This is a genomic window from Candidatus Dormiibacter sp. (assembly GCF_050999135.1).
In the GTDB taxonomy this organism is placed as follows: Bacteria; Chloroflexota; Dormibacteria; order Dormibacterales; family Dormibacteraceae; genus Dormiibacter; species Dormiibacter spiritus.
In genome coordinates this window covers 54,205-76,332 of record NZ_JBPCPN010000029.1, presented here as the reverse complement: position 1 = coordinate 76,332, position 22,128 = coordinate 54,205, and the positions used below count along the sequence as shown (strand labels likewise).

Here is a 22,128-nt window from a genome sequence, read left to right as displayed (position 1 = left end):
TACCGCCGCTCGAGCGTCCTGGCGGCCGCGGCGGCCGGGCGGAACCCAACGGAATTTCCCACTCTCCGCCGCCGGTAGTATCAGGCGTTACTTTCATGGCACACAAGCGCCCGCTGATCGGGCTAACTGTCGGAGCCGTGCTGCAGCACACCGGAATGCCCTACTTCGGCCTCAACAAGCAGTACGCCACCGCGCTGGTCGAGGCCGGCGCCACGCCTGTACTGCTCCCGGCCGGCAGTTCCTCCGAGCCGGACGACCTGCTCGAGAACCTCGACGGCATGGTCTTCCCGGGCGGGCTGGACGTGCATCCGTCCCTTTACGGCGAGGAACCGAGCTCGCTCCTGGGCCGCGTTGACGACGACCTCGACGCACTCGACATCCCTCTGGTACGGGCGGCCGTCCGGCGCAAGCTGCCGGTGCTGGGGCTCTGTCGCGGCCACCAGGTAGTGAACGTCGCTCTGGGGGGCAGCCTTTACCAGGACATTCGGGCGGACGGGGCGAGCCCCGACAACCACTGGGCGCCTCTGGAGCAGGGGCGGGACCACCTCGCCCACAGCATCGACATCGTCCCCGGTACGCTCCTCAGCCAACTGACCGGGGCCGACCGGGTGGAGGTGAACAGCTTTCACCACCAGGCGGTGAAGGACATCGCGCCCCGCCTTAAAGTGAACGCGTACAGCCGTGGTGATCACGTCATCGAAGGGCTGGAGTCGGCCGACGGCATGGTGCTTACTGTGCAGGCTCATCCCGAAGCTCTGGTCCACAGCCAGAGCTGGGCGCACTGCCTCTTCCAGGCCTTCGTGACTGCCGCGGGGTCGGGCAGCGCAATCCGGCCCGCGGTCTCAGCTGCACTAGCCTCCTAACCGGCGCGTCGACCCGTCGGCGCCGACTGCTGGGCGGCTGGCGACGCCCAGTGGGGTGATGGTCGTTCCTGACAGGCGCACTGCCATGACCTACCCTTCCGCCATGGCGCCTGCTTCCGGCCTGGGCCGATCCGCGTTTCCAGCGGCACGGCGCAATCCGCTGATTCGCTTTCGCCGGCCGGCTGCTGTACTGCTGGCGGTGCTCGTGACCGGCACCCTCGGGTACGGGTTGATCGAGCGCTGGAATCCCCTTGACGCGTTTTTCATGACGCTCATCACCATCAGCACAGTCGGCTATGGCGAAGTCCATCCCCTCGACCCGGCGGGCAAGATTTTCACGTCGGCTCTGATCCTGGGCGGCGTGGGTACGATGCTCTGGGTTCTCGGCATCTTCACCGACATCCTGGGCACCGGTGAGCTCGGTGAGTACAGGAGGGAGCGAGCGTTGGCGGGCATGCGGCGGCAGCTGCGCGACCACTTCATCATCTGCGGCTACGGCCGCATGGGCACGCGCATTGTGCAGGAGCTGGAACGCGAGGCGGTTTCCTTCGTGGTCATCGACAACAACCCGGAAGCGCTGAGCCGGCTGAGACGTGAGGACAAGTTCCACCTGGAGGGCGACGCCGCCCACGAGGAGACCCTGCGAGAGGCCGGCATCGAGAGGGCGCGGGCTCTGCTCTGCGCTGTCGACTCCGATGAGCGGGCCGTCTACATAGTGCTGGCCGCGCGCTCGCTGCGCGAAGACCTGTACATCCTCTCCCGCGCGGGGCAGCCGGAGTCCATCAGACGGCTTGAGCTGGCGGGTGCGAGCCGAGTCATCTCGCCCTATCGCATGGCCGGCCACCAGATGGCTGCTCTGGCCGTGCGGCCGGCGCTCGTCGACGTGATGGACACCCTCCACCACGGCGACGCCGACATCGGGTTGGAGGAGATAGTGGTGCCGGCGGGCTCGCAGCTCATAGGGCATTCGCTGGCGACCGCCCAACTGAACGCGGAGGGCGGCTCGCAAGTGCTGGCTGTCCGGCGCCGCGGCGGTCAGATGCACGTGGGCCCGGATCCCCACCTTGTGGTGGAGGAGGGCGATCTCATCGTGGCGCTCGGCTCAGACGAGCAGCTCCGCGCCACCGCGGCGCGGCTCAGCCCCCGCTGAAGGCGGCGTGATGCTCACTTCCAGCCGGGCGGCCGAAGCGGCGCCGCGGCCCCGCCTCACGGCCCAGCGGATAGCGTTCGCCTCGCTCCTCATCGACTGCTGTCTGGTCATCGCCAAGCTGATCGCCGGCCTGCTCACAGGCAGTCTGGGCCTGCTCGGCGAAGCCGCTCACTCCGCGCTGGATCTCCTGGCTTCTCTCTTCGCGCTGCTCGCAGTGCGGACCTCCCGCCGGCCGGCCGATCACGAGCACCCCTTCGGACACGGCAGGGCCGAAAACCTGGCGGCTTTTGGGGAGGGGCTGATCCTCCTGCTCACTGCGGCGGTGATCGCGTTCGAGGCGGTCAGGCGTTTGGTGGGGGCACCCGTCCACGTCGACCCGGCGTTGTACGCGATAGGTCTGGTGGGGGCGACGATGCTGCTGGAGATCGGCCGCGCCACCACCCTGCGCTGGGCCAGCCGGCGCTGGCACAGCCCGGCCCTGGCGGCAGGAGCGCAGAACCGCTTCGCCGACATCTTCTCGTCGGCGGGCGTCCTGGCGGGGCTGGTCGGCGTCCGCATGGGGTTCGGCTGGGCCGACGCCGGGGCCGGCCTGCTGGTGGCGGCCGTTATCGGCCGCTCGGCAGGACTGCTGGCCTGGCGTTCAGCTGACATCCTGATGGACAGGGCTCCGAAAGGAGTGGAGGAGTCGGTCCGGGAAGCCATCGAGGCGGTCGAGGGGGTCCGCGCCGTGCGGGGTGTGCGCGTCAGGCGCTCGGGCGGCCGCCTGCAGGGAGACGCCCGAGTGACCGCCCGACCCACCCTCTCCATCGAAGCGGCTCAAGGGCTTAGCGAACGCGTCAAGGCGGCCGCTCGCGAGGCCGAGCCGGAACTGGATCTGGACCTGGTCCTGGAGTCGCAGTGGAAGGAGGGCAACCTGGTCGAGCGGGTGCATGCGGTGGCTGCGCGCCAGGGCGCCGTCAACGATCTCCACAACGTGACTGTCGAGCGCGAGGCGAATGGCTCGATCCACCTCAGCATGCACGCGAAACTGCCTGGCGCAATGACACTGGAGAAGGCCACTGCCACCAGTTCGGCTTTGGAGCAGAACCTGAAACAGGCGCTGCCGGAGGTGGCGCGCGTCGATGTGCACCTGGAGCCGCTCGAGCCTGACTGGGTGAGTGGCTCGGACGTCACCGCCAGCCGCGAGGACCTGGTGCAACGCATCCGCGCCGTCACGCTGGCGCAACCCCAGGTGCTGGACTGCCTCGACGTTGAGCTCAGCTTCCGGGGACAGCGGCTGGTGGCGCATGTGGTCGCTCGCCTGCCGGCCTCACTGGCGCTGGAGGAGGCGCACCGCATCGAGACCGAGCTCGAGCTGGCGCTGCGCCGGGAGCTTCCCGAGCTGTCGGAAGTCGTGGCCCGCGTCAGTCCCTGAGCGCTGTTACCTTGACGCACCGAAGTCGCTGTGCTCCCCCGTGGCTTGCGAGCTAACCGGGGCGCCGCGACCGGCGCACGAGTACGAACGCGGCTGCCGCCCCGGCGGCCAGCAGGATGAGGATCGCACCAGCCCACCAGTTGGAGGTCGGGAGCAATCGGGCGGCTGCCGGGGAGGGCGATACCCGCGTAACCCCGGACGTTGGGGTGGTTGGCGAGGTCGGCGGCGGGACGGCGCTGGGGGTCGGGGTGGGGGCGGCCTGCGCCGGCTGCAGGTTGCTGTTGCCCTCGGCGAAGCCGATCTGCGCTACCTGCTCCTGATGCGGACCCTGATAGCGAAGCACGTAGAGGCCCTGGTTGATGTCAGCCACATAGATCAAGCCGTCCCGCACTATCGGGTAGCTCCAGGTCATGGTCAACGTGGCGCCCAGCTGCGAGTCGCGCCCCCCCGGCTCGACTGCCTGAGGCCGCGACTCGGCCAGGCGCACCGGCTGCGCGGGGTTCGAGACGTCGAACACCTGTAGGCCGCTCGAGTACCAGGTGACGAAAGCCAGGTCTCCAACCACCGTGGGGTTGTGGCTCGTGTAGGTACCGACTGGGCTGCTCGGACACGTGGCCGACTCGTTCTCGGGCGCCTTGAGCACGCTCACCTGCCGTGGCTGGGCCGGGTTCGACACGTCCACCAGGCGGGCCGGTCCACAGGGGGCAGTCGGCAGGTAGCGCTCGTCAGTCACTATCACCAAGTCGCGCCCCGGCAGTTGGACCGCACTGTGGACGTTGCCCCCGGGCAAGGGCGCGAGAGCTGACGACGCCGGCGTCAAGAGGCTCAGCTGGGGATTTGGCTGACCGCTGACGAACTGCGTGCTGTCAGCGATCAGCAGGCCACCCCGCCAGAGTGAGAGATAGGCCCGTCGACCGTCGCCGCTGAGCGCTATGGAATGAAGGCTGCCGAGGGGCGGGCTCCAGGTGCCTGCAAGCTTGGGCGAGGCGGGATCCGTGGCGTCGACGACCTGGAGGTCGGCGCCGCCTCCGCTGAACATGGTGGTGAAAAGCAGAAGCCGGTCACCGTCAGACTGCTGCCAGAGATAGAACTCGTGTGGCGAGCGTACCGCGAAGTCGTATCCGCCGACCAGCACCGGCTGGGCGCAGTCGCCCTGCCAGCTGTAGAGGTCGAGGCGGTTCAGGCCGCCACTGCCAAGCGCGTAGCTGAGCACCACCAGCAGCTTGCGGCTGAGGACAGTGCGCAGCTCCCGCGGCGTGGTGAGACGGCGCGCGGGCAGCGACCCCACAGTGCGCAGGTGGGCGGGATCGGTGACGTCCACTATCTCGATCGCACCCTGGCCGCGGCTGCCGATGTAGGCGCAGTGGCCGGCCAGGGCAAGTGCCGAGTTCAGGCCCCGGGCGCCCAGATCGTCGTGCCCCACCTCTTGGAGGCTGGCCGGGGAGTCGGCCGCCGCTGGAATCACAAGCAGCAGGCCGCTCAAGGCCAGCACTGCGGCCAGCGCAACCGCAGCGACGTGGACGAGGCGATCGGTGCTGCGGCTCCCGTTCGACTTCCCTTCCCGGCCGGCGTCGCCGGTCTTGCCGAAGTCGGTTCGGCGCATGCCCTTGAGACTAAGCGGCACCGCGGCGGCAGGTTTTCAGGATCGTGTCCAGGAGGTGGCCGGTGACGACCATGGTCGAAGTGGCTGTCAAGAACCGCTCGGCGGTCCGCCTGGTAACCGGGTCGTCGATAGGAGTCATTGAACGGCGCGGAGCGATGGACGCGGCTGCGGCCTGGTGGCGCAGGTCCTCGGCGGCGCCGGCAACGAAGCCGCCGGCGACGGCAGGACGCAGGGCCGGCCAGAGGCTGTCGAGCAGGCCAGGCAGCGCGAAATGACGCAGCAGCGAGGGGACGAGGACCGGTTCCTCAGCAGGGAGTAGCGCCTGGCTCATCTTCAGCAACATCGCCCGGTCAGCCGCCGGCAGGGCCTCCAGCTCCAGCAGCGGCAGCAGCTCGTCGCGCGGCCCTGTAACCACGGCAGCTGCGGTTCCTGGGGTGGCGTCAGGGGCGAGGTCTCCGCTCAGCGGGTACAGAAGCGCAGTGAGGCCGAGCAGGTTCAGCCGGTTGGCCCGGTCATAGGCCTCCAGCGTCGCCCCGGCGCGGTCGAAGAAGCGCTCGTTGAGCCCGAGGCGGGTGAGCTCGCCCGCCGGCGGCATAGGTGGAGTGTGAGCGCCCTCCCAATGAAGGTCGGCTGCCGCGCGCGACGTCGCCGGATGCGTAAAGAAGGGACCGAGCCGCCGCCAGGCTGAAGCCAGCCGGCCGGGCTCGACGGCCAGGTTCCGATAGATCAGGCCGACGAATGGAATCCCCAGCGTCCTGCGGATCTCCTCATAAAGGCGGGAGACCTCACCCACCGCCTCGGCCTCAGCGACTTCTGGCAGAAACCGAGGTTGCCCCACGCCGCCAGCGTAGCTCTCCGGCTGTCGACAGGCGCCAAACCACCGGCAGTTTTGCCGTACGTCAGCCACACCGGCTGAGACCTGTCCACTCGTATCGTGCGTTCGATGCCGAAGACCCTGGCCCAGAAGATCTGGGACAGCCACGTGGTGGCCAGCTCCCCCGGAGAGCCAGACCTTCTCTTCGTCGACATGCATCTGGTCCATGAGGTCACCTCGCCGCAGCCGTTCGCCGGTCTCCAACTCGCGGGCCGACCCGTCCACCGCCCTGACCTGACCATCGCCACCACCGACCACAACACCCCGACCGGACCTGAGCCGATCGACGACCTCTCGCGCCTCCAGTTGGAGGCGCTTGAGCGCAATTGCGCGCGCGCGAACATCCGGCTCCACAAACTGGGCAGCCGGCACCAGGGCATAGTCCACGTCATGGGCCCCGAGCTCGGGCTCACCCAGCCCGGGCTGACCATTGTCTGCGGTGACTCCCACACTGCTACGCACGGCGCCTTCGGCGCTCTGGCCTTTGGCATCGGCACCTCCGAGGTCGAGCATGTGCTGGCGACTCAGTGCCTGCCCCAGCGCCGCTTCCCCGACATAGCGGTTGACATCGAGGGCGAGCTGCCTCCCGGCGTCACCGCGAAGGACATGGTGCTGGGTCTGATAGCCCAGGAGGGCGTGGCCGGCGGCCAGGGCAACCTGGTCGAATATCGCGGCGAGGCGGTCAGGAAGCTCTCGATGGAGAGCCGGATGACGATCTGCAACATGACCATCGAGTGGGGCGCGCGGGTGGGCATGATCGCACCGGACGACACCACCTTCGCCTACCTGCAGCCGCGCCAGTACGCACCCAAAGGCACACTCTGGGAGCAGGCCTTGGACTACTGGCGGACGCTCGCCAGCGATGAAGACGCAGCCTTCGCCCGCCAGATCCAGGTCGATGCGTCCCGACTTGAGCCGTACGTCACCTGGGGCGTGAACCCTGCGCAGGCAGCGCCGATCACGGGCCGCGTGCCCGAGCCCCGCGACGAGACAGCTGAGCGGGCGCTTCGCTACATGGATCTCAAGGCTGGGATGCAGCTCCAGGACATTGCCATCGACAGGGTCTTCATCGGCTCCTGCACAAACTCGCGGTTGGAGGACCTGCGCGTTGCCGCCGAGGTGATCCGCGGCCGCCACGTCCACCCCCGAGTTCGCGCCATGGTCGTGCCTGGCTCCACAGCTGTCAAGCTGAGGGCCGAGACAGAGGGCTTGGACCGCGTCTTCAAGGACGCCGGCTTCGAATGGCGCGAAGCCGGCTGCTCCCTCTGCCTGGGCATGAACCCCGACATTCTGGCCCCCGGCGAGCGCTGCGCCTCAACCAGCAACCGCAACTTCGAGGGCCGGCAGGGAGCCGGCGGGCGCACCCACCTGCTCAGCCCACCGATGGCGGCGGCGGCCGCCATCGCTGGGCACCTGGCGGACGTCAGGGATGCTGTCGGATGAAGGCGTTCAAACGGGTCAGCGGCCGGATCGCGCCGCTGGACCGGGCTGACGTCGACACCGACCAGATCATCGCCAAGCAGTTCTTGAAGAGCATCGAGCGAACCGGCTACGGCCAGTACCTGTTCTACGAGTGGCGCAAGTCTGGCGACTTCGTTCTCGACCGACCTGAGCACCGTGGTGCCCGGATCCTCGTCACAGGCCCCAACTTCGGCTGCGGCTCATCGCGCGAGCACGCGCCCTGGACCCTCCAGGAGGCGGGCTTCGACGTGATCATCGCGCCCTCCTTCGCCGACATCTTCAGGAACAACTGCGGCAACGTTGGTCTGCTCAACCTCACGCTGCCCGAGAACCAGGTCAGGCAGCTCCTAAATCTGGCCACAGCTTCCCCCGAGACCGAGGCTGTCGTCGACCTCGAGGCGCAGACCATCAGTGCCGGCGACATTCAGCTGCGCTTCGAAGTGGAACCCTTCCTCAAGGAGCGGCTGCTGAACGGCTGGGACGAGATAGGCCTCACCCTGCGCAAGCTTGACAGGATCGAGGAGTACGAGAAGGGCCGCCCAGCCTGGATGCCGGCTGTCGTCTAGTTCGGGGGCTGCTTGACATGTGACCATATCGTCACATAAGATTTAGCCATGGAAAAGGTATTCGAGATCTATATCAAGACGACCCCCGACCGGCTTTGGCAGGCGATCACCGACGCTGAGATGAGGAGCAAGTACAACTTCGGAGTCAGGATCAACTCCGACTTCAGCCCCGGCTCCCGGTACGAGCAGAGCCACCCGGCCACCGACCAGCGCCTGGGCGAGGGACAGAACCTCGAGGTCGATCCGCCGCGCCGGCTCGTCCAGAGCATGACCGCCCTCTGGAGCGAAGATGTGAAGAGCGAGGGCACCTCCAGGGTTACCTGGGAGATCGAACCGGTCGGCGACTCGTGCCGCCTGACAGTCACCCACGACAACCTTCGCGAGGGCGCCAACGCTGAGCTGTACGGCGGTTGGCCGATGATTCTGTCAGGTCTGAAGACACTGCTCGAAACGGGTGAGCTGCTGACGACGCCGGGATCGCTGATGTACAGCAGCCAGGCTGCCCCAGGCGGCGGCTCGCCTTCAGAACGATGAGCTGAAAGGCAAGCTTTTCGCGGCGCCACACCGCCAACCGTCTCGCCAGTGGCTCTCTGGGTGCAAAAACGGCTGCTCAGATGAGGTGGACGACTGTTCCAAAGGAGCCGCCGCATGGACTTCAAGCTCGAAAACGTACTGATGCCGGTCTCGGACGTCGACCGGGCCAAGGCCTTCTACAGTGAGAAGGCTGGTTTCCATCTGGACGTCGACCACCGGGCGGGTGACGACTTCCGGGTCGTGCAGCTGACGCCGCCCGGCTCGGCCTGCTCGCTGACCCTCGGGAAGGGCATCACTGATGCGGCACCGGGGTCGGTCCGGGGCACCCACCTGGTCGTCTCCGACATCGAGGCGGCGCGGGCCGAGCTCGTCCGAGGCGGGGTTGAGGTCAGTGAGATCAGGCACATGGAGTCCGGTACCTGGGTCCCCGGCGCCGATCCGGAACATCGCGACTACAACTCGTTCGCCGACTTCAGCGACCCCGACGGCAACACGTGGCTCCTGCAGGAGCGTCCGGGAAGCGAGCCGCGAACATGAGCCCGCACGTCGTCGCCGCATAACCTGCGCAGGTGGCGCTGACGCGGTCTGGCATCCACCACCACATCTCGAAGGGAGAAGGGCCGGCGGTGGTCTTCCTTCACGGGGTGACCATGGACCTACGGATGTGGAACGCCCAGGTGGCCGAGTTCGGGGAGGCGTGGCGCTGCATCACCGTGGACCTTCGCGGCCACGGACGCTCGGCGCGGCTGGAGTCCGGCTACGACAGCGACGCCGACCTCCTGGAAGTGCTGGACGAGACGGCGGTGGGACGCTGCGTGCTGGTCGGGCTCTCGCTGGGTGGCTATGAGGCGCTGTCCTTCGCCGCTCAACATCCCGATCGCTGCGCGGCGCTCATGCTCGTGGACGCCTGGATCCCCGGGCCCGAGCTCGGCGGCTGGGCACCCCCGTTCCGGGTCGCCCGTGAGTCAGGCCGCCCGGCGGCACTCGAGGCGTGGCTCCACGACCCGCTGTTTCAAGGCGCCCGCCGGCAGCCTGCCACCTGGGCGGCGCTGCAGACAATGGTTGGCGAGAACGACCTTCGGATCTGGACCGAGCGCATAGCGAAGCGCCCTGCGCCCCACCCTCGCGAGCTGGCGCCTGGAATCACCGTTCCGACTCAGGTTCTTACTGGCGAGCATGATCTCCCCGGCTTTCGAGCGGTGGCCGAGTGGCTGGCGGCGACGATCCCGGGAGCCGCGGGACGTCCGCCGATTGTCGTGCCAGGCGCCGGTCACCTGCCGCCGATGGAGACGCCTGCCGCTTTCAACCGGGAGCTGGCCGCTTTCGTGGAGGCTTGAGGGAGCTGCTCCCGCCAGCTCACCGGGAGGCGCAGCCGCGACTCGGGGACGATCGGCGAGCGGTGGTTCTGGTCCTCCTCGACGGGCTGGGCGACCGGCCGCAGTCCGATCTCGGCGGGCTGACCCCGCTGGAGGCGGCCCGCCTACCGGTCCTCGATCAGCTCGCCAGGAGCGGCGCCTGCGGGCTCCACGTCCCCTTCGGACCCGGCCGCGCGGCGGCGAGCGAGGTGGCCCACTGGGCGATCTTCGGCTACGAAGGGATCCCGTTCTGTGGCAGAGCGGTCCTGGAGGCGCTGGGTCACGGCCTCCCAGTGGACGATTCCGACCCGCGGCTCTACGCCGCGCTCCGCACCTCCCAGACGAGGGACGGCGTCGTCTGGATCACTGGTCGAGCCGAACCGGACGATGAGGCCGACGCGCGGAGGTTGCTGGCGGCGCTGCCGCAGGCGTCCGGAGATCAAATCTTCGAGCTTGAATGGGTGCGGCTCGGAGAGGGAATCCTGCGCCTGCCGGGCGCGGGCGCCGAAGCGGCCGCAGTCTCGGATTCCGATCCCTTCTTCGAAGACCGCCAGCCCTGGCTTCTGCCGCGCGCCCTGGCCGGGGCGGGGCCGCCGGCCGCAGCCGCCGCGGCCCGGCTTGCGGAGTACCTGAGGGCCGCCCGCCTGGTCCTGGTCGGCCATGAGACAAATGCTGGGCGCATCCGAAACGGCCTGCCGGCCCTCGACACGCTTACCACCAAGTGGGCAGGCGCGCGCCGGCCGCTGCCCAGCTTCCAAGACCGCGTCGGCGTGAGCGGTGCCATGGTTACTTCGAGCGCCCTCTACCGCGGCTTCGCGCGCCTGCTGACGATGGAATCCATCGACATTGCAACCGACCCCGACCCGGGCCGCGACCTGGCGGCGCGGCTGGCCGCGGCGGCCGCCCTCCTCCAAGCTGGCGCCACCTTCGTCCACGTCCACATTAAGGTCGTCGACGAGGCCGCCCACAGCCGGCGGCCGGACGCCAAACGCAGGGTGCTGGAGGCGCTCGACCCGGCACTGGCTGCGCTTTTGGAACCGCCCTTCAGCGGCGCCGTCGTGGCTGTGACAGGAGACCACGCCACTCCCTCTTCGGGCGGCGTCATCCACACCGGAGATCCGACTCCGCTGCTGGTGGTCGGGGGCGCTGTCCGCCCCGACGCAGTGACAGACTTCAGTGAAGCCGGCTGCGCCTCCGGCAGCATTGGCACCATCCGCGCGGCGGACCTCCTGCCGCTCCTGCTCGGCCACGCCAACCGGGCCCGATTCTTGGGCGCCCGAGCGACCGCCGAGGACACCCTCGGCTTTCCCGACCACCCGGAGCCGTTGCTACCGGCCTAGCCAATTCACGCTTGGTCGCCCGGGCTGGATGAGCTCGGCGACGGCCGCCGGCACCAAACCGCGCCAATCCTCCCCCGCGGCGAGGCGGCGCCGGACCTCCGTCCCCGAGACCTCTTTGGCCCCGACCGGCAGCTGGACCACCAAGTAGCCGGCGGCCCGCAGCCGCTCCGCCTTCGCCTCCTCCCAGGCCGAGAAGACACGAATGAAGTGGGTGACACCCGGTGGGACGTAGTGCCGCCAGACCGACGGGGAGTGGATTGGGAAGGGGACTATCGCCACCCGGGCCAGGTCCATTCCGGCGGCGCCCAATGCGGCCCGCACCATCAGCAACCGCTCCCAGTAGCTGAAGGGGTTGGCCTCCGGCAGGTGGCGGTGAGGGCTCGTCGACTCGGGCGGCACTTCGCCAGGCTCGTGGTTGGTGATCCCGACCACAAGCTCACTGCAGCGGGCGGCCGCCTGCAGAACGTACTCGAGGTGGCCTGAGTGAAACGGCTGAAAGCGACCGTGGACCATACCGGTGTCCACCCTGGCCGCCGCCGGAGCCACGCGCCGGCTCAGAGCAGGCGGCCGGCGGCCGCTGACCGTGCGGACATGCCGGCCCCGCTCAGCCGGCCTTTCCTCGATTGACTCAAATCTCCAGCGCTCTGAGTGTCCTGGCGATCGTCAAGCCCTGGATCTCAGTGGTCCCAGCCGGAATCCGCAAGTTGCGGGCGACCCGGAAGATCTTCTCCAGGTGCGCCGACTTGGTGAGGCCGCGCGCGCCATGAACCTGGATCGCCGTGTCGGCAATCTTGAAGAGCGCCTCGTCATTGGCAAGCTTCATCACGCTGGTGGCTCGGATGGCTGCCGGCGGCAGTGCCAGCGAGGAGTACTCGAGCCCCTCGATCTGCTCCAAGCAGTGAATGGACGTCGACCGCATCCTGTAGAGGTCGACGTACATCTGGCTGAGCATCGCGCCCACCGCCGGGAGGTCGCGCAGCGGCCCACCGAAGGCCCTTCGCCGTGATGAGTAGCGCAAGGACGCCTCCAGGCAGAATTGGCCCAGGCCCGAGCACATCCCACCCCGGCGCATCCGGGCCCAGTTGATCCACAGCATCGCCAGCGCCAAACCCTGACCCACCTCGCCGATCCGGTGCGAGTCGGGCACCCGGCAGTGGTCCAGGTGAAGCTCAGCTGTGTTGCCGTCCTCGATCATGGTGGTTGCCATCCGGCCAATGCGGTATCCCTGCGTCTCGGCGTCGACGAGAAAAACTGCCAGACCCTCCCGACCCGAGCCGAGACTGGTCTGGGCCACCACCAGGGCGAACTGAGCGAAAGGCGCTCCAGTGATGAAGGCCTTATCGCCGGTCAGGACCCACCCATCACCATCGCGCTTTGCGGTGGTCTCGAGCGCTGTGAGGTCGGAGCCAACATTGGGTTCGGTGGCGGCGAAGCAGGCTGAGACCTCGCCCCGCATCAGCCGGCCCAGGTAACGCTCGCGGAGCCCCGGCGGCAGGTGGTACAGGAGCGGCGAGGGTCCCTCGGTCCAGGGGAGGACCTCCTTCGTCAGCCGCAGCCCATCGCGGTAGACCTCCTCCTGCAGGTACATCAGGTCGCTCGGGCGCATGCCGCCTCCGCCCAACTCCGCCGGAACCTGGAGAGCGTGGTAGCCGGCGGCTCCCGCCGCCCGCCGGATCTCCTCCTTGGCCGCCTGGATCTCGGGGATCAGCTTGCCGCTGGCGTCGAGCTGGTCCCGCTCGTCCACCAGCCTCGAGGCGTGGCGTTCCTCGATCGGCCGGATCTCCCTCTCCACGAACTCCCGCAGTCGGACGACCTGTGGACGGATGTGCTCGGGCACCGGGAGGTCCAGACCGAGGGCGCCGGGTGACCCCTCAGGCATTGGGAGGCCTGCCCTGGAAGGCGAGGCCCTCGACGTCCTGCACAGTCCTGACGCCGTCGGGGGCGAGCAGCTGAGGCGGTATGGGGAAAGCTTGGAAGCTCTTGCCGGCGTGGACCACCGCGCCCTCCAACCGGTGGCCAACCACTCTTTCAACCCGGGCGGATGTAGCCAGCAGTGCGTCCAGATCGATGCCTGTGTCGATGTCCAGGCCGTGGAGCATGTGCACGAGGTCCTCGGTGCAGAGGTTGCCACTCGCGCCGGGCGCGAAAGGACAGCCGCCGAGCCCCCCGATCGACGCGTCAAACGTGGTCGCGCCAACCTCAAGAGCGGCCATCACGTTGGCAAGCGCCATGCCCCGGGTGTTGTGCAGATGGACGATCAGGGGCAGGCTGGGGAAGCGCTCCCGGACAGCTGCCGTCAGGCGCCGCACCTGCTTGGGATAGCCCATCCCTATCGAGTCGGCCACGTAGAGCTCGCTCACGCCCAGCTCGACAAACTGGTCGGCCAGCCAGAGGACCCGTGTTTGCGGCACCTCTCCTGTGTAGGGACAGGCGGTGGCGGCGGCGAGCGCGCCGATCATCGGCACCCCGGCGCCTCTGGCGACCTGCGAGATCTCCTGGGCCTGCTCGAGCGACTGGCGCATTGTCATGTTGACGTTGGCCCGGTTGAAGACGTCGCTGGCAGCGATCACAACCAGGAGTCTCTCAGCGCCGGCCGCCACTGCCCGGCGCGCGCCCTGAGAGTTGGCGACCAGCACCTCATAGCTGACGCCCGGGCGGCGCGCCGCTCGGGCGAACACCTCCTCGGCGTCCGCCAGCTGGGGCACAGCCCTGGGGCTGACGAAGGAGGTGACTTCGATCCGGCGAATGCCTGCCGCTGTCAGCTCGTCGACAATCTGGACCTTGTCCTCGGTGGCGATGAAGCCGCGCTCCATCTGGAAGCCATCCCGGGTTCCAACCTCGCGGACTGTGACCGCCGACGGTAAGTTCACCGGCCGACCAGGGCGCCGGCCGCGCCCCGCCGCCGCTCCCAGACCTCAGGGTTGACAAGGTTGGCCGGGCGAACGCCGTCGAGCGTGGCGAGCACCTGCGCGGCCGCGGAGAGTGCCAGCTGACGCGCCGACTCAACTGTCAGGCCGGCTGTGTGGGCGGTGAGGATTACGTTCTCGAGCTCGAACAGCGGATTGTCGGCGGCCGGCGGCTCCGACTCGTAGACGTCGATCCCGGCGCCGCCGAGGGTACCTGATCGAAGCGCCGCCGCCAGAGCGGTCTCGTCCACCACCGGTCCCCGCGCTGTGTTGATGAGCAGCGCTCCCCGGCGCATCAGGGCGAGTCTCCGCTGGTCGAAGAGATGCCTGGTCTGCGGGGTGAGCGCGCAGTGGATGGTGACTACGTCCGCCTGGGGCAGCAACTCCTCGACTGACCGCGCCTGCCGGGCCCAGGGCGCCAAAGTGGTCTCAGCCAGAAGGGTGTCGTAGACGACCACCTCCATCCCAAAGCCATCATGCAGCTTTCGGGCGACTTCGCGGCCGATCCGGCCGAACCCGACCACGCCCAGGGTGCGGCCCTTCAACTCGATGGCCTCGAAGCCACCGCGGAAGTCCCAGGGCTGGCCACTGCGCACCGCCGCGTCACTCCAGGTCAGCTTCTTGGCCAGGGCCAGAACGAGCGCCACCGCGTGCTCGGCCACCGAGTTCTCGGCCGATCCTGGGTTGTTGACCACCACCACCCCCGCCTCGGTGGCCGCCGGGATGTCGATGTTGTCGGTGCCGTAGCCAGACGTGCTGATCACGCGCAGCCGAGGTGCGGCAGCGATAGTGTCCGCCCCCACCCGGGAGGGGGTCCTGACGATGATCGCCTCAGCATCCGCCAGCTGGGGGAGAAGGGCGGCTACGGTATCTTCGCCCACGACCTCCACCTGGGCTCCAGCCCGCAGCAGCGCCTCCCCGTCCGGGTGGTACATGGGGTGGATCAGCAGGATCTTGGCCATCGATTGAGCTCTAGGAGGCCGGCTCGGCTTCGGGCATCTCCTCGGCGCGGATGTCGGAGAAGAGGCGATCGTACTTCAGGTTCTCGTGCACTTCGACTGGTGAGCCGCCGGCCTCGACAGCTGCTTTGACCCGGCGCTCCATCTCGCGGAAGAACCGCGCCATCCTCAGCGCCTCCTCCAGACGGTTCTCCGGGATGACCACAACGCCGTTCAGGTCCGCCATGACGATGTCGCCGGGATTGACGTCGACGCCGCCGATCCTGACCGGGATCTGGTAGCCCACGAAGCCTGTCCGGTCCCTGACCGAGGTGGTTACGGTCCCCCGGCCGTAGATCGGAAAGTTGTCCTCCTGCATGCCGTCGACGTCGCGGGACGCGCCGTCAGTGATGCAGCCGACGATGCCCTGCTTCATGGCGCAATAGGCAGCGATGCTGCCGAAGGTGTTGATGTCGGTGCGACCGTCGTTGTCGAACACGATCACATCGCCCGGCTTACCGACGGCTATGCCTTCCAGCGTGCCGATGACAGTGGAGTACTTCGCCTGCGGGTGGAGCTTCATGGTCAGGGCCGGGCCGACCACTGGCAGCGCGCCTGGCCAGAGCGGGGCCAGCCCATGAACCTGCCCCTGAAGGTCCATTGAGTCGAGAGCATCCGAGACGTCGCAAGTGTTGATGTCCTTGAACCGGTCCTGCAGTTGGTCGCTCACTGGCCGCGTTACCTCTCAATCCGGATTTGCCGCTTGACACGCCCCCTGCCCATGACTACACTCGCCTAATGTATACAGGTATCCCGAATCTTGCCAGATTCGTGTGATCCGGTGCTGAGGGGGTGAAGATCAAGCGGTGGTCAGCGGCGCAGTCGGCGGCCGAAGTGCTCCGCAATCAGATCACCAGCGGTGAGCTCCCGCCCCAGGCCCGCCTCATCGAGGCCGATCTGGCGGTCGGTCTCTCGGTCAGCCGAACCCCGCTGCGGGAGGCGTTGAAGCAGCTCGAGGCGGAGGGGTTCGCCGAGCGCCTGCCCGGCGGCGGCTTGGTGGTCACCGACATCCAGCCTGAAGACGTCCGCGATCTCTTCTGGCTGCGCGCCGTCCTCGAGAAAGCCGTCGTCGAGGAGGTCACCCACACCATCACAGTTGAGCAGCTCGACAACCTGGAGCGAATGATCGACCAGATGGACCTTCTCCGCGAGCATCCTGATAGGTTCTTGGCGCTCGGCCGCGACTTCCATGAGGCGCTTGCCAGCCTCCTCCACAACCAGCGCTGCCAGGCAGTTCTGCGTCAGGCGAGGAACCACGTAGATCGTTACTGGGCGGTGACCACCGCCCGCCGGCCTGAGCGGGTGCGCTTTGCCTGCGCCCAGCACCGCGAGGTCGTTGCCCTGATGCGCCAGCGAGCCGCCGAGGCCGCCGGCGCCAAGATGCACGAACACGTCATGGCCGAGGCCGAGGTCTGCCTCGAGACTCTGGCAGCACTCGAGGCAGAGGCCAACCGGTCGAGGGCTGCAGCCGGATGAGCGCCCAGGTACTCGCCGGCCGCCGCGTCATCGACATTGCCACGCTCGCTGCCGGACCCTGGATCGCCCAGCGATTGGGCGACTTCGGAGCGGACGTGATCAAGGTCGAGCAGCCCGGGATCGGTGACCACCAGCGCCGCTGGGGCTCGCGCAAGAACGGAGAGCCCATCTTCTGGAAGTCCATCGCCCGCAACAAACGGTCGGTCGCCCTCGACCTTCGCCGCTCAGGTGGGGTGCGGGCGCTGAAGCGGCTCCTTTTGGGCGCTGACGTCCTGGTCGAAAACTTCCGGCCGGGAACCCTGGAGCGTTGGGGGCTGGGCCCGGACGTCCTGCTGGCTCTGAATCCCGGGTTGGTCATCGCTCGAGTGACCGGCTTTGGCCAGGATGGGCCCTACAGCCAGAGGCCCGGCTTCGGCAGCCTGGCGGAGGGCATGTCAGGCTTCTCGCACATGACTGGCGCCGCCGACCGGCCGCCGACGCTGCCGAGCATGCCCCTGGCGGACGGCGTGGCAGGCCTCACGGGGGCCTTCGCAGTGATGCTGGCGCTCTACCACCGTGACGTGAACGGAGGCGGCGGCCAGGTCATCGACATCTCCCTCACCGAATCACTGCTCCCCTTGATGGAGCCAACCCTGCTCGAATGGGACCAGCTCGGCTCCAACCTGCGCCGTACCGGCAACACTCTGGCCCAGGTCGCACCGCGCACCGCGTACGAGTGTGCCGACGGTCAGTGGGTGGTGCTCTCGGCGAGCGCTCAATCAATCTACGAGCGGCTGGCGCGGGTGATCGGCCGGCCCGAGCTGATAGCTGATCCTCGCTTTGTCGACAACCAGGCCCGGGTCGTCAACGTGGAGGCTCTGGACCAGATCATCGGTGAGTGGATGGCGCGCTTCCCCCGCGAGGAGGTGCTCCGCCGGATGGACGAAGCTCAGGTCGCGGTGGGGCCGATCTACGATCTTCCCGGCGTCTACGCCGATCCGCACTTCCAGGCCAGGGGCAGCTTCAGCACAGTCCACGACCCTGATCTGGGCCCCATGCGCTTGGTGGCTGTCACTCCCCGCCTGAGCGCGACCCCGGGCCGGATCCGCCACACAGGGCCCTCGCTCGGCCAGCACAGCTCCGAGGTGTTCGCCGAATTGGGGATCGACGCCGCCGACGCCTCCGATCTGCCTGCGGAGGCGCGGGCATGACCATGGGACTCCGCCGCCTGGTCCGGACCATGCTCTTCACGCCTGCCAACCACGCCCGTCACGTAGAGAAGGCGCTCTCCGGGTCGGCGGACGCGGTGATCCTTGACCTGGAGGACGCTGTCGCCATCGACCTGAAGCCGGCGGCCCGCGCGCTGCTGCCGGGCCTCCTCTTCGGCCGGCGGCAGAAGACGCCTCAGGTCTTCGTCCGCGTCAACGCGCTCACCACTCCCTTCGCCTTCCCCGACCTGATGGCGGCGATCCGCGATGGGCTGAGCGGGATAGTGCTGCCCAAGGTCGAATCCCGCGAGCAGGTGGCGACCGCCGACTGGCTGATGGCGCAGCTGGAAGCTGAACAGGGGTTGACGGCCAATTCGGTCGAGCTGCTCCCCATCATCGAGACGGCCGCCGGGCTCACCCGGCTGCAGGAGATCGGCACCGCCTCGCCGCGGGTGAGAAGGCTGACGTTCGGCGCCGGTGACTTCACGCTCGACACGAACATGGAGTGGTCGCCCGCTAACGAGGGAGTGCTGTGGGGCCGGATCCAGACTGTGATCGGCTCGCGCGCGGCAAGGCTCGCCCCGCCCTTGGACACCGTGTACCCGACGCTGCCAGATGGGGCAGGCTTCGAGGCGGAATGCCGCCAGGCTCGCCGGCTCGGCTTCGAAGGGAAGCTCTGCCTGCACCCGGACCAGGTCGAGATCGCCAACCAGGTGTTCACGCCGAGTGGCGCCGAGGTCGATGACGCCCGGCGGGTGCTGGAGGCATTCGACCGTGCGGTTGCAAGCGGCTCAGCGTCAATCCAACTCGACGGCCGATTTATCGATTACCCTATCGCGGAGCGAGCAAGGCGTTTGATCGAGACGCGAGACAGCTCATTGGTGGAGGAGGCGGCCCTATGAGTGTCCTGGCCCAGTCGGTCGGATTTGGACTGATCACGGCCTCGGTCCTGGCGCTGGCAGCCGTCGGGCTGTCGCTTCAGTTCGGGGTGACCAACTACATCAACTTCGCCTATGGCGAGTTTCTCACCATCGGCGCCTATCTGGCCTGGACGCTGAGCCACGGCTTGCACCTCAACGTCTACCTGGCCCTGGTCGTGGCGACTCTGATCATGGGCGTCTTAGCGCTGCTGCTGAACCGGTTCCTGCTGAGGCCGTTCACCAAGAAGGGCGTGCCGCTCCTCTTCCTGCTGGTGGTGACATTCGGACTCTCGCTCTTCCTGAGCAACTTGACGCTCGCGATCTGGGGCCCCGACTTCCAGAGTCTCGATCTTCCACGCGAGGTGCCCCATGCGTTCGGTCCCTTCCTCTTCACCACCAGCCAGCTGACGATCATCGGCATCGCAGCCGTCGCGATGGGGGCGCTGCACATCCTGCTGACCCGGACGGAGATCGGAAAGGCGATGCGCGCGATGTCAGACAGCGTGGATCTGGCGCAGATCAGCGGCATCGACACCGACCGCATCACCAGCTTCACCTGGCTGCTGAGCGGCTGCCTGGCAGGCCTGGCCGGCATCGTCCTGGCGATCAACATCACCAGCTTCCAGCCCAACTTCGGCGGCGAGTTCCTGTTCGTGATCTTCGCCGCAGTGATCCTGGGCGGCGTCGGCTCGCCCTACGGCGCCATGCTCGGTGCGCTGGTGATCGGGCTGGCAACCGAGATGTCGGCAGTACTCATCAACTCCGCCTACAAGAACGACGTTGCCTTCGCCCTGCTGATTCTCACCCTGCTGCTCAGGCCCCAGGGCATCATCCGGATGGCTGGGAAGGCGGCCTAGATGTCCCCGATCGTCTACTACCTGACAACCCTTGTGGTCTTCTTCTTCATCTTCGCCATCTCCACCTGGGGTCTGAACCTGCAGTTCGGAACCGCCGGGATCCTGAACTTCACCTACATCACCTTCTTTGCCATCGGCGGCTACTTCACCGGCGTCTCCATGTTGGGCAGGCCTGACGCGCTCTCCAACATGCGCTACATCCTGGGTCTGAATCTGCCCTTTCCCATCGCGCTGCTGGTCGGCGCGACGGCGGCGGGCGTCCTGGGCCTGCTGGTCGGTCTGGTCGCCCTTCGCCGGCTGCGTTCGGACTACCTTGCCATCGTCACGGTCTCGGTGGGTGCCATCGTCTACGACTTCGTCAACGTCAACACAGGCCTTTTCAACGGCGCCGATGGCATCGCTGGCATTCCCTATCCGTTCAACGACTCGCTGAACCTTGACCCCAACACTTACACCTTCTTCTACATCGCATTGACCGGGCTCGTGACGCTGGTTCTGGGGCTCCTGGCCTTCCGGATCTACAACTCGCCGCTCGGCCGCACGCTCCGCGCCATCCGGGAGGACGCGGACGTGGCCTCGGCCTTCGGCAAGGACAGCTACCGCTTCAGGATGATCGCGATGGTGGTCGGCTGCGTGTACGCCGGCATCGCGGGCGGCCTCTTGGTGGGCTTCATCAGCGCCTTGAACCCCGGCGGCTGGGTGGCGGGTGAGACCTTCCTCCTCTACGCCGCGCTGCTGCTCGGCGGCAGGGGGAACAACTGGGGAGCGCTCCTGGGCGCCTTCTTGGTCCCCGTCCTCTTTCAGGAGGCCACGCGCTACCTGCCCCAGATCCCTGGCCACGCCGAGCTGATCCCGGCGCTCCGCAACATGATAGTCGGCGGTCTGCTGATCGCCGTCCTCTGGTTCCGGCCCGAGGGCATCCTGCCGGAGCGGAAGGCGAAGTTCCCAGGCGTCGAATACCTCAAAAAGCGAAAGGCGGCCCTCGAAGTTGGCTGACGGCACGGCTCCGGGACCAATCCTCGAGGTTCAGAACCTCGTCTACTCGTTCGGCGGCTTGAGAGCCGTCAACGGAAGCACCTTCAGCATCAACACCGGCGGCATCAACGCGCTCATCGGCCCCAATGGGGCCGGCAAGACCACGCTCATCAATGTGGTGGCCGGAGCGCTCAAGGCAGAGTCCGGGACTGTCCGCTTCAACGGCACGGACATCACCGGCTGGCAGAGCCACCGCGTGGCGCTGCAGGGCTTGATCCGCACCTTTCAGATCTCTCGCGAGCTGGGCGGCATGACCGTCTTGGAGAACATGCTGATACCCCCGCCCCAGCAGTCCGGCGAGAACATCTTCAACGCGATGTTCCGGCCCGCCCTGGGCCACCGGCAGGACAAGATTCTGGTCGAGAAAGCGCTCGCGCGACTTGACGACTTCGGTCTCTACGACTCCCGCGACCAGTACGCGCGCAATCTGAGCGGAGGCCAGAAGCGACTTCTGGAGCTGGCTCGTGGCGTCATGGCCGAGCCCAAGCTGATGGTTTTGGACGAGCCCTTCGCCGGCGTCAACCCGGCGCTCATCGAGCTGCTCGAAGGCCACCTGTTGAAGCTGCGCGACTCGGGCATCACCTTCGTGATGGTCGAGCACAACCTGAACGTGGTCGAGCGCGTCTGCGAACACGTCGTCGTCATGGCCGAGGGCCGCACGCTGGCCACCGGCAAGCTCTCCGAGCTGCGCAAGAACGAGGAGGTCATCACCGCTTATTTGGGCGGCGCGCTGACAGCGCATCCGAAGGCCGCCGCAGTCGACGCCCACGTGGTGGGGCACGCCGAGCGCGCCGAGCCAATCCTCCGGGCCAGTGGGCTCACCGCCGGCTACAGCAAGGTGCCTGTCATCCAGGAGGTCGACGTCCAGGCCGAGCCGGGCAAGGTGGTCGCAATCGTTGGACCCAACGGGGCTGGCAAGTCAACGATGTTGAAGTCCCTCTTCGGGCTGCTTCGGAACTCCTCGGGCGAGGTCACCCTGGCCGGCACCGAGATCGGCGGCTGGCCCGCCTTTCGCATCGCCCGCAACGGGATGGCCTACGTGCCACAGGTCATCAACGTCTTTCCCAATCTCAGCGTTTTCGAGAACCTGGAGATGGGCGGCTACACGCTGAAGTCAGGCCGTCAGGAGCGGGTCGCCGAGGTACTCGACATCTTTCCCGACTTGAAGACCGCGAGAGCCAAGAAGGGCGGCAACCTGAGCGGAGGCCAGCGCAACATGCTGGGCATGGCGCGCGCGCTGATGCTCAATCCCAAGGTGGTGCTGGTCGACGAGCCGACGGCCGGCCTTTCGCCTGCTTACACAAGCATCGTGTGGGAGCAGATCCTCCGCGTCGCCGGTCTCGGGACCGCTGTGGTCGTGGTCGAACAGAACGTCGACCTGGCTGTGAACCACGCCGATTGGGTCTACGTTCTGGTGGCCGGTCGGAACCGATTGGAGGGTCCCGCGAGCGAGGTCGGCCGGGAGGACCTGCCCAGTATCTTTTTGGGCGGGGAGTCGCCCGCCAATCTCGCAGCGGAACCGACAGTTCGGTCAGGGAGTTCCACCTGAGCGCCTCAACCGCGTTTTGCTTTCCACACAGTTGGGAATC

The 22,128-nt window shown here is 67.6% G+C and carries 21 protein-coding genes and 1 pseudogene; 15 read left to right on the top strand and 7 right to left on the bottom strand.

The features are described 5' to 3' along the window. Positions 1-95 precede the first annotated feature (95 nt). From ACR2MZ_RS07895 to ACR2MZ_RS07885, 3 genes are all read left to right on the top strand, one after another. Complete coding sequence (locus ACR2MZ_RS07895; protein WP_434004519.1) at positions 96-863, top strand: gamma-glutamyl-gamma-aminobutyrate hydrolase family protein; 768 nt, start codon at positions 96-98, stop codon at positions 861-863. Positions 864-948: 85 nt separating this feature from the next. Beyond that, the gene (locus ACR2MZ_RS07890; RefSeq protein WP_434004518.1) at positions 949-2,013 is read left to right on the top strand and encodes a potassium channel family protein; all 1,065 of its coding nucleotides are present in this window, start codon (positions 949-951) and stop codon (positions 2,011-2,013) included. 10 nt (positions 2,014-2,023) lie between these two features. After that, the gene (locus ACR2MZ_RS07885) at positions 2,024-3,427 is read left to right on the top strand and encodes a cation diffusion facilitator family transporter (RefSeq protein WP_434004517.1); all 1,404 of its coding nucleotides are present in this window, start codon (positions 2,024-2,026) and stop codon (positions 3,425-3,427) included. Between the two features lie 52 nt (positions 3,428-3,479). Here ACR2MZ_RS07885 and ACR2MZ_RS07880 read toward each other — a convergent pair whose 3' ends face one another. Next, on the bottom strand, positions 3,480-5,051 hold the full coding sequence (locus tag ACR2MZ_RS07880) for an LVIVD repeat-containing protein (RefSeq protein ID WP_434004516.1): 1,572 nt from the start codon (positions 5,049-5,051) through the stop codon (positions 3,480-3,482). Next, the gene (locus ACR2MZ_RS07875) at positions 5,041-5,868 is read right to left on the bottom strand and encodes a hypothetical protein (RefSeq protein WP_434004515.1); all 828 of its coding nucleotides are present in this window, start codon (positions 5,866-5,868) and stop codon (positions 5,041-5,043) included. The genes ACR2MZ_RS07880 and ACR2MZ_RS07875 overlap by 11 nt, the downstream gene beginning before the upstream one ends. A gap of 105 nt (positions 5,869-5,973) precedes the next feature. Here ACR2MZ_RS07875 and leuC point away from each other — a divergent pair, with 105 nt between their 5' ends. The 6 genes and pseudogenes from leuC (at position 5,974) to ACR2MZ_RS07845 (ending at position 11,160) form a co-directional block, all read left to right on the top strand. Then, entirely contained in the window at positions 5,974-7,347 is a 1,374-nt protein-coding gene (gene leuC, locus ACR2MZ_RS07870; protein WP_434004514.1) for a 3-isopropylmalate dehydratase large subunit, read from the top strand. Beyond that, a complete protein-coding gene (leuD, locus tag ACR2MZ_RS07865) occupies positions 7,344-7,931 on the top strand; it encodes a 3-isopropylmalate dehydratase small subunit (protein WP_434004513.1) in 588 nt (195 codons plus the stop codon). The genes leuC and leuD overlap by 4 nt, the downstream gene beginning before the upstream one ends. Positions 7,932-7,979: 48 nt before the next feature. Beyond that, a pseudogene (locus ACR2MZ_RS07860) lies at positions 7,980-8,465 on the top strand (SRPBCC family protein); the annotation flags it as partial. 114 nt (positions 8,466-8,579) lie between these two features. Then, entirely contained in the window at positions 8,580-9,002 is a 423-nt protein-coding gene (locus tag ACR2MZ_RS07855; protein WP_434004512.1) for a glyoxalase superfamily protein, read from the top strand. A 32-nt stretch (positions 9,003-9,034) separates the two neighbouring features. Continuing rightward, positions 9,035-9,802 (top strand): alpha/beta fold hydrolase, encoded by a 768-nt coding sequence (locus tag ACR2MZ_RS07850; protein ID WP_434004511.1) that lies wholly within the window; start codon positions 9,035-9,037, stop codon positions 9,800-9,802. Next, entirely contained in the window at positions 9,799-11,160 is a 1,362-nt protein-coding gene (locus tag ACR2MZ_RS07845) for an alkaline phosphatase family protein (protein WP_434004510.1), read from the top strand. The genes ACR2MZ_RS07850 and ACR2MZ_RS07845 overlap by 4 nt, the downstream gene beginning before the upstream one ends. On the opposite strand, the gene ACR2MZ_RS07840 is transcribed toward ACR2MZ_RS07845, so the two are convergent. From ACR2MZ_RS07840 to ACR2MZ_RS07820, 5 genes are all read right to left on the bottom strand, one after another. After that, the gene (locus ACR2MZ_RS07840; protein WP_434004509.1) at positions 11,149-11,706 is read right to left on the bottom strand and encodes an adenylyltransferase/cytidyltransferase family protein; all 558 of its coding nucleotides are present in this window, start codon (positions 11,704-11,706) and stop codon (positions 11,149-11,151) included. The genes ACR2MZ_RS07845 and ACR2MZ_RS07840 overlap by 12 nt on opposite strands. Before the next feature lie 82 nt (positions 11,707-11,788). Further along, positions 11,789-13,039: an acyl-CoA dehydrogenase family protein gene (locus ACR2MZ_RS07835; protein ID WP_434004508.1), complete on the bottom strand. Its 1,251-nt coding sequence runs from the start codon at positions 13,037-13,039 to the stop codon at positions 11,789-11,791. Beyond that, entirely contained in the window at positions 13,032-14,030 is a 999-nt protein-coding gene (locus tag ACR2MZ_RS07830; RefSeq protein ID WP_434004507.1) for a hydroxymethylglutaryl-CoA lyase, read from the bottom strand. The genes ACR2MZ_RS07835 and ACR2MZ_RS07830 overlap by 8 nt, the downstream gene beginning before the upstream one ends. Further along, positions 14,027-15,028: a hydroxyacid dehydrogenase gene (locus ACR2MZ_RS07825; protein ID WP_434004506.1), complete on the bottom strand. Its 1,002-nt coding sequence runs from the start codon at positions 15,026-15,028 to the stop codon at positions 14,027-14,029. Before ACR2MZ_RS07825 ends, ACR2MZ_RS07830 begins: the two co-directional genes overlap by 4 nt. A gap of 10 nt (positions 15,029-15,038) precedes the next feature. Next, positions 15,039-15,734: an RraA family protein gene (locus tag ACR2MZ_RS07820; protein ID WP_434004505.1), complete on the bottom strand. Its 696-nt coding sequence runs from the start codon at positions 15,732-15,734 to the stop codon at positions 15,039-15,041. A gap of 122 nt (positions 15,735-15,856) precedes the next feature. Between ACR2MZ_RS07820 and ACR2MZ_RS07815 the strand changes: the two genes are divergently transcribed. The 6 genes from ACR2MZ_RS07815 to ACR2MZ_RS07790 are packed head-to-tail and all read left to right on the top strand — an operon-like array spanning position 15,857 to position 22,088. Continuing rightward, positions 15,857-16,540: a GntR family transcriptional regulator gene (locus ACR2MZ_RS07815; protein WP_434004504.1), complete on the top strand. Its 684-nt coding sequence runs from the start codon at positions 15,857-15,859 to the stop codon at positions 16,538-16,540. Next, positions 16,537-17,730, top strand: a complete 1,194-nt coding sequence (locus tag ACR2MZ_RS07810) for a CaiB/BaiF CoA transferase family protein (protein ID WP_434004503.1) — start codon at positions 16,537-16,539, stop codon at positions 17,728-17,730. The genes ACR2MZ_RS07815 and ACR2MZ_RS07810 overlap by 4 nt, the downstream gene beginning before the upstream one ends. Beyond that, complete coding sequence (locus ACR2MZ_RS07805) at positions 17,727-18,629, top strand: HpcH/HpaI aldolase/citrate lyase family protein (RefSeq protein ID WP_434004502.1); 903 nt, start codon at positions 17,727-17,729, stop codon at positions 18,627-18,629. Before ACR2MZ_RS07810 ends, ACR2MZ_RS07805 begins: the two co-directional genes overlap by 4 nt. Then, complete coding sequence (locus ACR2MZ_RS07800; protein WP_434004501.1) at positions 18,626-19,504, top strand: branched-chain amino acid ABC transporter permease; 879 nt, start codon at positions 18,626-18,628, stop codon at positions 19,502-19,504. Before ACR2MZ_RS07805 ends, ACR2MZ_RS07800 begins: the two co-directional genes overlap by 4 nt. Continuing rightward, positions 19,505-20,500, top strand: a complete 996-nt coding sequence (locus ACR2MZ_RS07795; RefSeq protein ID WP_434004500.1) for a branched-chain amino acid ABC transporter permease — start codon at positions 19,505-19,507, stop codon at positions 20,498-20,500. Next, positions 20,493-22,088, top strand: coding sequence for an ATP-binding cassette domain-containing protein (locus ACR2MZ_RS07790; RefSeq protein ID WP_434004499.1), 1,596 nt, complete (start codon positions 20,493-20,495; stop codon positions 22,086-22,088). The genes ACR2MZ_RS07795 and ACR2MZ_RS07790 overlap by 8 nt, the downstream gene beginning before the upstream one ends. Positions 22,089-22,128: the final 40 nt, after the last annotated feature.

What these genes read in the sequence shown, in the direction of transcription:
- ACR2MZ_RS07800 (WP_434004501.1), top strand. Translation starts at nt 18,626, where the DNA reads ATGAGTGTCCTGGCCCAGTCGGTCGGATTTGGACTGATCACGGCCTCG.
- ACR2MZ_RS07810 (WP_434004503.1), top strand. Translation starts at nt 16,537, where the DNA reads ATGAGCGCCCAGGTACTCGCCGGCCGCCGCGTCATCGACATTGCCACG.
- ACR2MZ_RS07805 (WP_434004502.1), top strand. Translation starts at nt 17,727, where the DNA reads ATGACCATGGGACTCCGCCGCCTGGTCCGGACCATGCTCTTCACGCCT.
- leuC (WP_434004514.1), top strand. Translation starts at nt 5,974, where the DNA reads ATGCCGAAGACCCTGGCCCAGAAGATCTGGGACAGCCACGTGGTGGCC.
- ACR2MZ_RS07890 (WP_434004518.1), top strand. Translation starts at nt 949, where the DNA reads ATGACCTACCCTTCCGCCATGGCGCCTGCTTCCGGCCTGGGCCGATCC.
- ACR2MZ_RS07895 (WP_434004519.1), top strand. Translation starts at nt 96, where the DNA reads ATGGCACACAAGCGCCCGCTGATCGGGCTAACTGTCGGAGCCGTGCTG.
- ACR2MZ_RS07855 (WP_434004512.1), top strand. Translation starts at nt 8,580, where the DNA reads ATGGACTTCAAGCTCGAAAACGTACTGATGCCGGTCTCGGACGTCGAC.
- ACR2MZ_RS07825 (WP_434004506.1), bottom strand. Translation starts at nt 15,028, where the DNA reads ATGGCCAAGATCCTGCTGATCCACCCCATGTACCACCCGGACGGGGAG.
- ACR2MZ_RS07795 (WP_434004500.1), top strand. Translation starts at nt 19,505, where the DNA reads ATGTCCCCGATCGTCTACTACCTGACAACCCTTGTGGTCTTCTTCTTC.
- leuD (WP_434004513.1), top strand. Translation starts at nt 7,344, where the DNA reads ATGAAGGCGTTCAAACGGGTCAGCGGCCGGATCGCGCCGCTGGACCGG.
- ACR2MZ_RS07885 (WP_434004517.1), top strand. Translation starts at nt 2,024, where the DNA reads ATGCTCACTTCCAGCCGGGCGGCCGAAGCGGCGCCGCGGCCCCGCCTC.
- ACR2MZ_RS07835 (WP_434004508.1), bottom strand. Translation starts at nt 13,039, where the DNA reads ATGCCTGAGGGGTCACCCGGCGCCCTCGGTCTGGACCTCCCGGTGCCC.